Source organism: Tepidimonas sp. (genome assembly GCF_046292505.1).
GTDB lineage: Bacteria > Pseudomonadota > Gammaproteobacteria > Burkholderiales > Burkholderiaceae_C > Tepidimonas.
On record NZ_JBKBQX010000004.1, the window covers coordinates 135,587 to 148,138 of the forward strand.

General features: G+C 70.5%; 11 protein-coding genes and 1 pseudogene. 4 read left to right on the forward strand and 8 right to left on the reverse strand.

Annotated elements, in window-relative coordinates:
• Positions 1 to 203: 203 nt before the first annotated feature.
• From ACK4TH_RS03740 to ACK4TH_RS03750, 3 genes are read right to left on the reverse strand one after another with little or no spacing between them, the layout of a single operon-like run.
• Complete coding sequence (locus tag ACK4TH_RS03740) at positions 204 to 1,640, reverse strand: NAD(P)(+) transhydrogenase (Re/Si-specific) subunit beta (RefSeq protein ID WP_409622854.1); 1,437 nt, start codon at positions 1,638 to 1,640, stop codon at positions 204 to 206.
• Positions 1,637 to 1,975, reverse strand: a complete 339-nt coding sequence (locus ACK4TH_RS03745) for an NAD(P) transhydrogenase subunit alpha (RefSeq protein ID WP_409622856.1) — start codon at positions 1,973 to 1,975, stop codon at positions 1,637 to 1,639. Before ACK4TH_RS03745 ends, ACK4TH_RS03740 begins: the two co-directional genes overlap by 4 nt.
• Positions 1,976 to 2,010: 35 nt before the next feature.
• The gene (locus ACK4TH_RS03750; RefSeq protein ID WP_409622859.1) at positions 2,011 to 3,159 is read right to left on the reverse strand and encodes a Re/Si-specific NAD(P)(+) transhydrogenase subunit alpha; all 1,149 of its coding nucleotides are present in this window, start codon (positions 3,157 to 3,159) and stop codon (positions 2,011 to 2,013) included.
• 254 nt (positions 3,160 to 3,413) lie between these two features.
• On the opposite strand from ACK4TH_RS03750, the gene ACK4TH_RS03755 reads away from it, so the two are divergent.
• Complete coding sequence (locus tag ACK4TH_RS03755) at positions 3,414 to 3,899, forward strand: NUDIX hydrolase (protein WP_409622862.1); 486 nt, start codon at positions 3,414 to 3,416, stop codon at positions 3,897 to 3,899.
• Here the strand turns inward: ACK4TH_RS03755 and ACK4TH_RS03760 are convergent.
• Positions 3,863 to 4,636, reverse strand: a complete 774-nt coding sequence (locus tag ACK4TH_RS03760; protein WP_409622866.1) for a 16S rRNA (uracil(1498)-N(3))-methyltransferase — start codon at positions 4,634 to 4,636, stop codon at positions 3,863 to 3,865. The two genes, ACK4TH_RS03755 and ACK4TH_RS03760, sit on opposite strands and share 37 nt — an antisense overlap.
• A gap of 8 nt (positions 4,637 to 4,644) precedes the next feature.
• On the reverse strand, positions 4,645 to 5,772 hold the full coding sequence (locus ACK4TH_RS03765; RefSeq protein WP_409622869.1) for an aminoglycoside phosphotransferase family protein: 1,128 nt from the start codon (positions 5,770 to 5,772) through the stop codon (positions 4,645 to 4,647).
• Positions 5,773 to 5,823: 51 nt separating this feature from the next.
• On the opposite strand from ACK4TH_RS03765, the gene ACK4TH_RS03770 reads away from it, so the two are divergent.
• The 3 genes from ACK4TH_RS03770 to rsmA are packed head-to-tail and all read left to right on the forward strand — an operon-like array spanning position 5,824 to position 10,413.
• Entirely contained in the window at positions 5,824 to 8,277 is a 2,454-nt protein-coding gene (locus ACK4TH_RS03770; protein ID WP_409622872.1) for an LPS-assembly protein LptD, read from the forward strand.
• Entirely contained in the window at positions 8,270 to 9,595 is a 1,326-nt protein-coding gene (locus tag ACK4TH_RS03775; protein ID WP_409622874.1) for a peptidylprolyl isomerase, read from the forward strand. The genes ACK4TH_RS03770 and ACK4TH_RS03775 overlap by 8 nt, the downstream gene beginning before the upstream one ends.
• A complete protein-coding gene (gene rsmA, locus ACK4TH_RS03780; RefSeq protein ID WP_409622877.1) occupies positions 9,592 to 10,413 on the forward strand; it encodes a 16S rRNA (adenine(1518)-N(6)/adenine(1519)-N(6))-dimethyltransferase RsmA in 822 nt (273 codons plus the stop codon). The genes ACK4TH_RS03775 and rsmA overlap by 4 nt, the downstream gene beginning before the upstream one ends.
• A gap of 183 nt (positions 10,414 to 10,596) precedes the next feature.
• On the opposite strand, the pseudogene ACK4TH_RS03785 reads toward rsmA, so the two are convergent.
• From ACK4TH_RS03785 to ACK4TH_RS03795, 3 genes and pseudogenes are all read right to left on the reverse strand, one after another.
• Positions 10,597 to 10,998: pseudogene (locus ACK4TH_RS03785) on the reverse strand (barstar family protein); the annotation flags it as partial.
• 36 nt (positions 10,999 to 11,034) lie between these two features.
• On the reverse strand, positions 11,035 to 11,343 hold the full coding sequence (locus tag ACK4TH_RS03790) for a ribonuclease domain-containing protein (RefSeq protein ID WP_409622918.1): 309 nt from the start codon (positions 11,341 to 11,343) through the stop codon (positions 11,035 to 11,037).
• Positions 11,344 to 11,559: 216 nt separating this feature from the next.
• Positions 11,560 to 12,552 (reverse strand): phosphate acyltransferase (locus tag ACK4TH_RS03795; RefSeq protein ID WP_409622879.1); only part of this gene is annotated, 993 nt, incomplete at its 5' end.

The window sequence follows — 12,552 nt, forward strand, 5'->3', positions numbered from 1 at the left end:
CTGTTCGCCAACGCGGGGTTTAGGGGTTTTTCCGAACGGTCGTTCGCTCCATTTGACGGCCTGTCGACAGTCGGCGCACCCGCAGGGACGCGCGGGGCCCGCCGCGCCCCCGCGATGGCCATGACGACCACCGCCGCCGCAAGGTTCGGCACGCTGGCGCGGTGCGTGCCGAGCAAAAGAGGGTCCGGGGGCCGAGGCCCCGGTCACTCGATCGCCTTGACCATGTCCTCTACGACCTTCTTGGCGTCGCCAAACACCATCATCGTCTTGTCCATGTAGAACAGCTCGTTGTCCAGACCGGCGTAACCCGCAGCCATGGAGCGCTTGTTGACGATGACGGTGCGGGCCTTGTAGGCCTCCAGGATGGGCATGCCGTAGATCGGGCTGCCTTTTTGCAGCGCGGCCGGGTTGACCACGTCGTTGGCGCCCAGGATGATGGCCACGTCGGCCTGGCCGAACTCGCCGTTGATGTCCTCCATCTCGAACACCTGGTCGTAGGGCACCTCGGCTTCGGCCAGCAACACGTTCATGTGGCCGGGCATGCGGCCCGCCACCGGGTGGATGGCGTACTTGACCGTCACCCCTTTGTGGGTGAGCTTTTCGGCCAGCTCCTTGACGGCGTGCTGGGCGCGCGCCACCGCCAGGCCGTAGCCCGGCACGATGATGACGGTCTCGGCGTTGCTGAGGATGAAGGCGGCGTCGTCGGCGCTGCCACTCTTGACGCTGCGCTGCTGCTGAGCCGCCTGGGCGCCGCTGCCGGCGTCGCCGCCAAAGCCGCCCAGGATGACGTTGATGAACGACCGGTTCATCGCCTTGCACATGATGTAGCTCAGGATCGCGCCGGACGAGCCGACCAGCGACCCGGCGATGATGAGCATCGGGTTGTTCAGCGAAAAACCGATGCCCGCCGCCGCCCAGCCAGAATAGCTGTTGAGCATGGACACCACCACCGGCATGTCGGCCCCGCCAATCGGGATGATGATGAGCACACCGAGCACGAAGCTCAGCGCCGTCAGCGCGTAAAAGGCCGCCCAGTCGCCCGTGGCGGCGAAGGTCAGCCCCAGCGCGATCACGGCCACGCCCAGCACCAGGTTGAGCCAGTGCTGGCCGGCAAACACGACGGGCGCACCCTGAAACAGGCGGAACTTGTACTTGCCCGACAGTTTGCCGAAGGCGATGACCGAGCCGCTGAAGGTGATGGCGCCAATGGCCGAGCCGAGGAACAGCTCGATCTTGTTGCCAAACGGAATCTGCCCGCCCTTGGGCGCCAAGTCGAAGGCCCAGGGCTCGGTGACCACGGCGATGGCGATACACACCGCGGCCAGACCGATCATGCTGTGCATGAAGGCAACCAGCTCGGGCATCTTGGTCATCTCCACGCGCTTGGCCATGATCGCGCCGATGGTGCCGCCGGCCGCCAGACCGAGCGCCACCCAGCCCAGGCCGCTGACCTCGTCGAGCGCCATGCGGTCGGCCAACGTGGTGATCAGGCCCACGGTGGTGACGATGGCGATGCCCATGCCCACCATGCCAAAGACGTTGCCGCGGATGGAGGTGGTGGGGTGGCTCAGGCCCTTGAGCGCCTGGATGAAGCAGACGCTGGCCACCAGATACAGCAGGACGACGACGTTCATGCTCATTGGGCGGCTCCTTCACGGGAGGAACCCGCAGCCGCCGGGGCCTTGCGCTCCTTTTTCTTGAACATTTCGAGCATGCGGCGCGTCACCAGAAAGCCGCCGAACACATTGACGGCGGCCAACGCGACGGCCAGCACGCCCATGGTCTTGGCCAGGCCGGTTTCGGTCAGCGCGGCGGCGAGCATGGCACCGACGATGACGATGGCGGAAATGGCGTTGGTGACCGCCATGAGCGGGGTGTGCAGCGCGGGCGTGACGTTCCACACGACGTGGTAGCCCACGTAAATGGCGAGCACGAAGATGATGAGATTGACGAGCAGGGGGGAGACGGCTTCCATGGGGGAACCTCGCGGATGGATCGGAGACGGGGCGCTCAGGCGCGGCGTTTGACCTCGCCACCCTGCGCCATGAGGCAGGCGGCAACGATGTCGTCGTCCAGGGGCACCTGCACGGCGGTGGCGTCCTTGGGCAAGACCAGCTTCAGAAAGTCCAGCACGTTGCGCGCGTACAGCGCCGAGGCGTCGGCCGCCACCAGCGCCGGCAGGTTGGTGTGGCCGACGATCGTCACGCCATGCACGGTGACGACCTGGTCCGGCACGGTCAGCGGGCAGTTGCCGCCGGGCTGGCCGTGCGGGCCGACGGGGCCGCGGCCAGCCGCGAGATCGACGATCACCGAGCCGGGCTTCATGCTGCGCACCATGTCCTCGGTGACGAGGGTGGGCGCCGGGCGGCCCGGGATCAGCGCGGTGGAGATGACGACGTCGGCCTGCGCGACGCGCTTGGCGACCTCGATCTTCTGGCGGTCGAGCCAGCTCTGCGGCATCGGGCGCGCGTAGCCGCCGACGCCCTGCGCGCACTCGCGCTCCTCGTCGGTCTCGTACGGCACGTCGATGAACTTGGCGCCGAGCGACTCGACCTGCTCCTTGACCGCCGGACGCACGTCGGAGGCCTCGATCACGGCCCCCAGCCGCTTGGCGGTGGCAATCGCCTGCAGGCCCGCCACGCCCACGCCCAGCACGACGACGCGCGCGGCCTTGATGGTGCCGGCCGCCGTCATCAGCATCGGAAACAGCCGCTGGTAGTGGTTCGCCGCCAGCATCACGGCCTTGTAGCCGGCGATGTTGGCCTGGCTGGACAGCACGTCCATGCTCTGCGCGCGCGTGGTGCGCGGCGCGGCCTCCAGCGCGAACGCCGTCAGGCCGGCGGCCGCCAGCCGCTGCAGGCCGTCGGCGTCGAACGGGTTGAGCATGCCGACCAGCGTGGCGCCGGCCTTCATCTGCGCCAGCTCGTCGGCCGAGGGGCCGCGCACCTTCAGCACCAGGTCGGCGCCCAGCGCCGTGGCGGCGTCGACGATCTCGGCGCCGACGGCGCGGTAGGCCTCGTCCGGGGCGCTGGAGGCCACGCCGGCGCCGGCCTGCACCAGCACCGTGTGGCCCTGGGCCACGAGCTTCTTGGCGGTCTCCGGGGTGACGGCCACCCGGGTCTCCAGTGCTGCCGTCTCGGCAGGCACGCCTATGCGCATGGTGTTCTCCTCACTCGTTGGGGCACCGCCTGCGGTGCCCGGCTCATCATCGTTGTCGTGCCGGCCGGGGCCAGCCCGCCGTCGGCAGGGTACCCGGTTTTGCCATCGGTTGCCATCGCCGCGCCGACACTTGCCGAACAGGGTTTACCCGAATCCCGAATATAAGTGATGACTCATATTTTGCCCGTCGCGCCCTCCGCGCGTGGGGGGGGTTTACCCTGACGGCATCTCTGCTGCTGCACGATAATCGTGTCATGAGCACACGCTGGAAGCCAAGTGTCACCGTGGCCGCCATCATCGAGCGCGACGGCCGCTATCTGCTGGTGGAGGAGCACACGCCCGAGGGGCTGCGCCTGAACAATCCAGCCGGCCACCTGGACCCGGGCGAGGGGCCGGTGGAGGGTTGCGTGCGCGAGGTGCTGGAGGAGACCGCGCACCGCTTCACGCCCACCGCGCTGCTGGGGGTGTACCTGTCGCGCTTGCAGCGGCCGGCCACCGGCGAGGACATCACCTACCTGCGGCTGGCCTTCACGGGCACGCTGGGCGAGGCGGTGCCGGGGCGCGCGCTGGATGCGGGCATCGTGCGCACGCTGTGGCTGACGCTGGAGGAGGTGCGCGCCAGCCGCGCGCGCCACCGCAGCCCGCTGGTGCTGCGCTGCATCGAGGACCACGCGGCTGGCCGGCGCCTGCCGCTGGAGGCGATCTACACCGATGCGTCGGTGTGGGCCACGCCCGGCTGAAGCTGGCCCAGCGTCAAGCAAGCGAGCGCCGCCAGCGCCGCGGTCTCGCTGCGCAGCGTGCGCGCGCCCAGCGACAGCGGCACCAGGTCCGCGCGCGCCAGGGCCGCTTCCTCGGCCTCGGTCAGCCCACCCTCCGGCCCCAACACGACGTGGCACGGACCGCCGTGGGCCGCGCCCCAAGCCGGCAGCGGCGCGCTGCCGGGGGCCAGCGACAGCCAGACGCCCGCACCGAGCGCCGTGCGCGCCGGATCGGCCAGCCAGTCGGCCAGCGGCCGCACCGGATGCACCACCGGCACGCGGTTGCCGCCGCACTGCTCACAGGCGGCCACGGCCACCGCCTGCCAGTGCGCCACCTTGCGCGCGGCGCGCTCGCCGTCCAGCCGCAACACCGTGCGCGCGGTCAGCAGCGGCTGCAGGCTGGCCACGCCGAGTTCGGTGGCCTTCTCGACCAGCCAGTCCATGCGCTCGTTGGCGGGCATGCCCACCGCCAGGTGCACCGCGCGCGCCGGCTCACGCTCCACGGCCGCGTGCGCCTCCACCGTCACCGTGACGTCGCGTCGGCCCATCGAGCGCACGCGCGCGCGCCACTCGCCGCCGCGCGCCGGGTCGCCGAACAGCGTCAGCGCCTCGCCCGGCTGCAGCCGCAGCACCTGCACGTGGCGGGCTGCTTCGGTCGGCAGCGTCAGCGTCTGGCCGGCTTCGAGCGGCTGCGGCAGGTGAATGCGCGGGGCGGCCATGGTGCTCGTCAGCTCATGCCCGGACGGCCGAAGGCGTAGGCCACCGGTGTCTCGATGCCCTCCACCGCGTCGATCAGCTGCAACAGGGCTTTGAGCTCGCGGTAGCGCGCCGCGGTGTGGCGGATGTAGGCGATGAAGCGCGGCGCATCGGCCAGATATTGGGGCTTGCCGTCGCGCAGCGTCAGCCGCGCAAAGATGCCGGCCACCTTGAGATGCCGCTGCAGCCCCATCCACTCCACCGCGCGGTAGAACGCCCCGAAGTCCTGCGCCCAGCCTTCGGCGTCCAGCAGACCCGCCTTGCGCGCCGCCTCCCAATAGCGGATGGTGAGGTCGAGCACCACCTCCTCGTCCCAGCTGAGGAAGGCGTCGCGCATGAGGCTGGCGATGTCGTAGGTCACCGGGCCGTGCACCGCGTCCTGGAAGTCCAGCACACCCAGCCGCCTCTCGGGGCACGCGGGGTCGAAGCCGCCAGCGGGCAGCATCAGGTTGCGCGGCATGTAGTCGCGGTGCACCCACACGGTGGGCTGCGCCAGCACCCGCTGCACGATCAGGTCGAAGGCCGCCTCCAGCGTGCGGCGCTGCGCGTCCGACAAGGTGATGCCCTTGTGACGCGCCAGGTACCAGTCGGGAAACAGCGCCAGCTCGCGCCGCAGCAGCGCCTCGTCGTACGGCGGCAGCACGCCGGGGCGGCTGGCGCGCTGCCACGCCAGCAGCGCGGCGATGGCGTCCTTGAAGTAAGGCAGGGCGGCGTCGGGCTGCTCGGGATCCAGCGCCTGCAGCAGCGTCTGCGTGCCCAGGTCCGTCAGAAGCAGGAAGCCGTCGGCCTCGTCCCAGGCGAGCACCTCGGGCGCGCGCACGCCGGCAGCGTGCATCAGGCCGGCGACGCGCACGAACGGGCGGCAGTCCTCGTGCGCCGGCGGCGCGTCCATGATGATGCGCGTGCCGCCCCCGTGCGCGGTGTCGACGTCGATGCGGAAGTAGCGGCGAAAGCTCGCGTCGGCGCTGGCCAGGCGCAACGTCTCGGGCCGCAGGCCGTGCGCCGGGGCCACGCGCGCCAGCCAGCGCTCGAAGGCGGCGGCGCGCGCCGGGTCGGACCAGACGGGGGCGGGTGTGGGGGTGGGTTCAGGGGTGCTCATGGATAATCGACGGCATTCTACGAACGCCACCGCCGACCGCCCCGTCCGACCGTGCCGAAGCGCCCGCCCACCCCCGCCCCAACCGCGACCGGCACCCCGCCGCGACACCGCCTGCGCCGCGCCGGCTGGGTGGCCGGGCTGTTTGGGCTCGCGACCGCCGCCGGCGCCCAGCCGCTGGTGTTGCAGCCGTCGCTGACGCTGTTGGAGCAATTGCCCCCCAGCCTGCGCGGGCGGACCCCAACGGTGGTGGAGGGCGAACGCATCCAGGGTCAGACCGACGTCCACACCGCAGTCGAAGGTGGTGCCGTGCTGCGGCGGCACGACCTGACGCTGCGCGCGGACCGGCTGGAACACACCGCCGCGAACGACACGGCGATTGCCAGCGGGCGCGTGCGCATCAACCGCCAAGGCAATGTGTACGAGGGCGAGCGGCTGCAGCTCAAGCTGGACACGTTCGAGGGCCGTTTCGACGCAGTGCGCTTCCAGTTCTTGCGCACCGGGGGACAGGGCGAAGCCAGCCGGGTGGAGTTTCTGGACGAAAACCGGGCCGTCGCCCACGACGTGCGCTACAGCACCTGTGAGCGCCCTCCCGGCGGGCGCTGGACGCCGGACTGGGCCGTGACGGCCGAGCAGGTGCAGTTCGATCAGGCGACGGACACCGGTGTGGCCAGCGGTGGACGGTTGGAGTTCCAAGGCGTGCCGCTGCTGGCGGCACCCTGGATCAGCTTTCCCCTGTCGGATGCGCGCAAGAGCGGCGTGCTGCCCCCGACGCTCAACCTGGACAACCGCAGCGGCTTCGAGACCACCGTCCCGTACTATCTGAACCTGGCGCCCAACCGCGACGCCACGCTCTACCCCACGATCATGACCAAGCGCGGGCTGGATCTGGGTGGGGAATACCGGTACCTGGAACCCGCCTACGCCGGCCAGGTGCGCGCGGCCTGGATGGCCAGCGACCGCCTGCGCGACCGCGACCGCTGGGCCTATGCGGTGCAGCACCAGCAGGCGCTGCCCGGGCTGGACGCGCTGCCTGGTGCCGGTCTGCGGCTCAACCTCAACCGCGTCAGCGACGACGATTACTGGCGCGACTTTCCGCGCACCAGCACCATCACCAACCTGGCCCAGCGGCTGCTGGCCAACGAAGCCGTGCTCAGCGGCGGGGTCGGTCCGTGGAGCTACAGCCTCACCGCCCAGCGCTGGCAGACGCTGGGGGCCTCGCGCACGCTGGTGCCCATCAACTCCGAGCAGATCGTCGCCCCCTACGACCGGCTGCCGTCCGTGGCGCTGCGCTACCGCCCGGGCCGCTTTGCGCTGGGGGGCATCGACGGCTGGCGGCTGAGCGCCGATCTGGACGTGACCCGTTTTGCCACCGACCGGGTGCCGACCGTGTGGGACGGGGTTTCGGCCGGCGACCAGCGCACCGATTTGGATGGGACGCGCGCACTGGGCATCGTGCGGCTGAGCCGGCGCTGGGAAACCCCCGGCTGGTACGTCGAGCCCAGCTTGCAGTGGCACGCGCGGCAATACCGGTTCGAGCAGGCGCTGGGCGATGGGCGCCGCAGCGTCGGCATCGCGCTGCCAACGGCCGCGCTGGATGCGGGACTGGTCTTCGAGCGACAGGCCACACTGCTCGACCGAGCCGTGGTGCAGACGCTGGAGCCGCGCGTGCTGCTGGCCGCCACCCCCTACCGCGACCAGCGGCTGCTGCCGGTGTACGACAGTGCCGCCTACGACTTCAACCTTGCGACCATCTTCTCGCCCAACCCCTACGGCGGCAACGACCGCATCGCCGACCTGCACACGCTGACCTACGGGCTGACGACGCGGCTGTATGCCCCGGACAGCGGCGCCGAACTGGCCACGCTGGGGGTGGCGCAACGCCTGCGCCTGCAACGCCAGCGCGTCACCCTGCCCAACGAAGGGGCGGCCGCCGAAGGGCGCAGTGACATCCTGATCGGTGCCACGGTCAACTGGACCCCGCAGTGGTCGTTTGGGGGCACTTGGCAGTACAACGTCGCGCGCCGAACCTCGGTGCGCACCCTGCTGTCCGCGCGCTATCTGCCCGGCCCCTACCGGGTGCTCAGCGCCGCCTACCGCAACAACGAAACCACGACTGCGCGCAGCCGCCAGCTCGACCTCGGCTGGCAATGGCCCCTGGCGGCGCTGGGCGGCGACGGGGTACCGGCCGCCGTGGCGGGCCGGGCGTTGGGGCCGCAGCAGTGGTACGGGGTCGGTCGCGTCAACTACAGCTTCACCGACCGCCGCGTCATCGATCTGGTGGCGGGCTTCGAATACGATGCGGGATGCTGGATCGGTCGCGTGGTGCTGGAGCGGCTGCAGCAAAGCCGCGCCAGCGCCAACCAGCGCATCCTGTTCCAGTTGGAGTTCTCGGGCTTCTCCCGCCTGGGCAGCAACCCGCTGCAGACCTTGCGCGCGCAGGTGCCGCGCTACCAATACCTGCGCGAGGACGTCAACCCGCCGAGCCGCTTCGAACGTTATGAATGAACCGACGCCGACCACCCGCGCCGCGGCCCACCTGCTGTGTGCCGTTCTGTGGATCGCCCCGCTGGTGGCGACCGCCCAGCCGACGGCGCCCGCCGCGCTGGCCGCGGCCGACTACATCGTCGCGCTGGTCAACGGGGAGCCCATCGCCGCCTCCGAAGTGCGGGCACGGCTGGCGCGCATCGACGTGCCCGCCAATGCGCCCGCCGCCGAGCGCGCAGCCCTGCCGCGCCAAGTGCTGGAGCAGCTCATCGACGAAAAGGTGTTGCTGCAATTCGCTGCCGACAACGGCATCCGAATCGACGACGCCGCGGTGGATGCGGCGGAGGCCGAAGTCGCGCGCCGCAACGGTCTGAGCGTGGCGCAGTTGCGCGAGCGCCTGCCGCAAGCGGGGCTGACGCTCGCGGCTTTTCGCGCCAATCTGCGCAACGAGCTGACCCTGCAGCGCTTGCGCGAGCGCGAGGAAGCCCGCGTGCGCGTGACCGAAGGCGACATCGACGCCTACCTGCGCCAGCACCAGGGCAGCACCGACCCGGCGCGCACCGTGCTGGAGCTGGCCCAGGTGTTGATCCCCGTGCCCGAGCAGGCCGACGCCGACCAGGTGGCGCGCGCCCGCCAGACGGCCGAGGACGTCGCGCGGCGGGCCCGTGGCGGCGAGGACTTTGCCACGCTGGCGCGGCGCCTGTCCCAGGCGCCCGAAGCCGCGAACGGCGGGCGCCTGGGGCTGCGGCGCGCGGACCGCTATCCCACCCTGTTCTGGGAGGCGGTACGCGGCGCGCGCGCTGGCGACATCGTTGGCCCGCTGCGCAGCGGTGCCGGCTTTCACGTCCTGCGGGTCGTGACCCAGCGCGACGCCAACCTGCCCGAGCCGACCGTGACCCAGACCCGGGTGCGTCATATCCTGCTGCGCGCCACGGACGAGGCCGCGCAGCGCGCCGCCGCGGCGCGGCTGCAGGCCTTGCGCGAGCGCATCGTCAGCGGGCAGACCACCTTCGAGGCCGCCGCGCGCGAATTCAGCGAGGACGGCTCGGCCCGTGAGGGCGGTGCGCTGGGCTGGGCCGCACCGGGTCTGTTCGTGCCGGAGTTCGAGCAGGCGATGGATGCGCTCGCCCCCGGCCAGGTGTCCGCGCCGGTGCCGACGCGCTTTGGCGTGCACCTGATCGAGGTGCAGGAGCGGCGCGAGGTGGAGCGCAGCCCGCGCGAGATGCGCGAAGCGGTGCGCGCGCTGCTGCGCCAGCAAAAGGCCGAAGAGGCCTTCGAGGAACAGGTGCGCGAGCTGCGCGGACGGGCCTACGTCGAATACCGCGAGCCGCCACAGTGAGTCCTCCTCGCCCCAACCCCAGCGGTGCGCACGGGCACCGCGCGCGCAAGCGCTTCGGCCAGCACTTTCTGAGCGATCCGGCCATCATCGACGCGATCGTGCGCGCCATCGACCCCGAGGCGGGCGACTGCATGGTGGAGATCGGCCCCGGGCTGGCCGCCCTGACCCAACCGCTGGTCGAGCGGCTGGGGCGGCTGACCGTGATCGAGCTGGACCGCGACTTGGCGGCCCGCCTGCGCCGCCATCCCCATCTGGAGGTGGTGGAGGCCGACGTGCTGACCGTGGACTTCGGTGCGCTGGCCGCGCGCTGCGCCACCGATCCGGGCGCGGTGGCGCGTCGATTGCGCGTGGTTGGCAACCTGCCCTACAACATCTCCACCCCCATCCTGTTTCACCTGCTGCGCTGGGCCGACCGAGTACAGGACCAACACGTCATGCTGCAAAAAGAGGTGGTGGACCGCATGGTGGCCGCGCCGGCCAGTGCGGCCTATGGCCGGCTGAGCGTGATGCTGCAGTGGCGCTACGCCATGGAGGAGGTGCTGTTCGTGCCGCCCGAGGCGTTCGACCCGCCCCCGCGGGTGGACAGCGCCGTGGTGCGCATGGAGCCCTGGCCGCAGCCCGCGGCGCTCGACCCCGCGCTGCTGGAGGAGCTGGTACAGGTGGCGTTTTCGCAGCGTCGCAAGCTGCTGCGCCACACCCTGGGCCGTTGGCTGGACGAGCGAGGTTTTGGCGGCGCCTTCGACGTGCAGCGCCGCGCCGAAGAGGTGCCCGTGGCCGAGTACGTGGCCCTGGCCCAGGCGCTGGGGGCGGCCCGCTGATTCCGCCCCCGCCGCTGGGCACCGGGGCGGGGAGGCCGGCCGTCAGGCCGCGCTGAGCCAGTAGCCGGCGTTGAACGGGCTGCTCATGCGCAGCGCCTGCGGGCTGACGTCCACCAGCTTGTCGGTCAGCAGAGGCTCGTCGCTCGACTCCAGATCGGCCGGCTTGGGCGCGCGCGCCACCGAGAACGAGTAGAAGCAGCGGAACGGCACTTTGCGCTCGGCCCAGAAGTCCGCCACGTCGCGAAAGACGTCGAGCAGCTGCTCGCGCGCCTCTTTGTCGAACTTGGGGCTGGTGGGAATGTGCTCCAGCACGACGATGAAGCCCGTTTGCGGCCCCGACTTGTGCACCACGTCGGTCAGGCAGTCGTAGAGCGCATCCAGGTTCTTCCCGTTGTGCGGCGGCAGTTGGTACTGCGCCGAGATCAGATCCAAAATGTCCTGCTTGTTGAGCGCGGTAGCCAGGTTGGCGTAGAGGAAATGGTGACCCAGCGCCTCGGCCGCGGCCTGCAGGTCCTTGACCGTGAAGGCGCGGATCGACTGGACGATATTGGTTCGTACGTTGCGCAGCGGCTGTTCCATGGTCATCGGCGAAAGCAAAGAATCGGTCGGGGGCCTGCCGCCTCACGGGGCGATGCGGCGAAAACTCGCGTAGTGATCGGCCGTGTAGTAGCAGGCGTCGGGGACGGTCGGCTCCCAGCCACCGCAGACGATGCGGCGCGCGCCCCGGTGGTGCAGCCCGGGCGTGGGCACCGTGTACTCACGGTAGTACCCGCGTTTGTGGGCGGGCAGCAATCGCTCGCGGTTGAAGAACACCGTGCCGTCCTTGTCGTACGGGAACGGGCCCCCTTGGCGGATCAGGCGCATGACGGTGTGCGCTTCGCGCGGCAGGTCGGCCAGCGCCACCTGCGCGATGCCCGGGGCATCTTGCAGCGGCGCTTCGGTCCGTGCGGCGGTGCCGGTCGCCCCCAGCAGGGCCAGACCCAGCAGTCCGGCCGACAGCGCCGCGCGCCACCCCCACCTACTTCGACGCACCCGATCCTCTCTTGGGGTTAACCCTGAAAATCAAGCGCGCAAGTGTGCCCGAAGCGCCCCCGGATTGCAAGATCTTGACAACCCAGCGACCTTGTGGTCTGAACCCGTTGGCGTTCAGGCGTCGGCGGCCGCGTCGGCGGCCGCGTCGGTGGGCGTGTGGTGGGGGGCGCTCGGCGTGCCCACCGCGCGTGGGCCGACGTTGGCCTCGGCCACCGTCAGTGCCGTCATGTTGACGATGCGCCGCACGGTCGCGCTGGCGGTCAGGATGTGCACCGGCTTGGCCACGCCCAACAGCATGGGCCCGATCGCGATGCCGCCGCCGGCAGCGGTCTTGAGCAGGTTGTAGGCGATGTTGGCCGCGTCGATGTTGGGGCAGACCAGCAAATTGGCCTCGCCGGTCAGCGTACTGCGCGGCATGATGGTCTGGCGCATCGTGGCGTCCAGCGCCACGTCGCCGTGCATCTCGCCATCCACCTCCAGCCACGGGGCCTGCTCGCGCAACAGCGCCAGCACCTGCCGCATCTTGACGGCGCTGGGCTGGTCGGACGATCCAAAGTTGGAGTGCGACAACAGCGCCGCTTTGGGCGTGATGCCAAAACGCATGATCTTGCGCGCGGCCATCTGCGTGATTTCGGCGAGCTGCTCGGCACTGGGGTCGTAGTTGACGTGGGTGTCCACCAAAAACACCTGCCGGCCGGGCAGCAGAATGGCGTTCATCGCCGCATAGGCATGGGCGCCCGGGCGCTTGCCGATGACCTGGTCGATGTAGTTGAGGTGCATGGGACTGGTGCCCCAGGTGCCGCAGATCAGGCCGTGCACATCCCCGTGGCGCAGCAGCATCGCGCCGATCAGCGTAAGCCGCCGGCGCATCTCGATTTTGGCGATTTGCTCGGTGACGCCGCGCCGCTCCATCAGGCGGTGATACTCTTGCCAGAAGGTGCGGTAACGCGGATCGTTTTCGACGTTGACGACGTCGTAGTCGGTACCCTCCCGCAACCGCAGACCAAACTTTTCGATGCGTTGGGCGATGATGGTCGGCCGGCCAATGAGCGTCGGCCGCGCCAGCCCCTCGTCCACGACCACCTGCGCCGCGCGCAGCACGCGCTC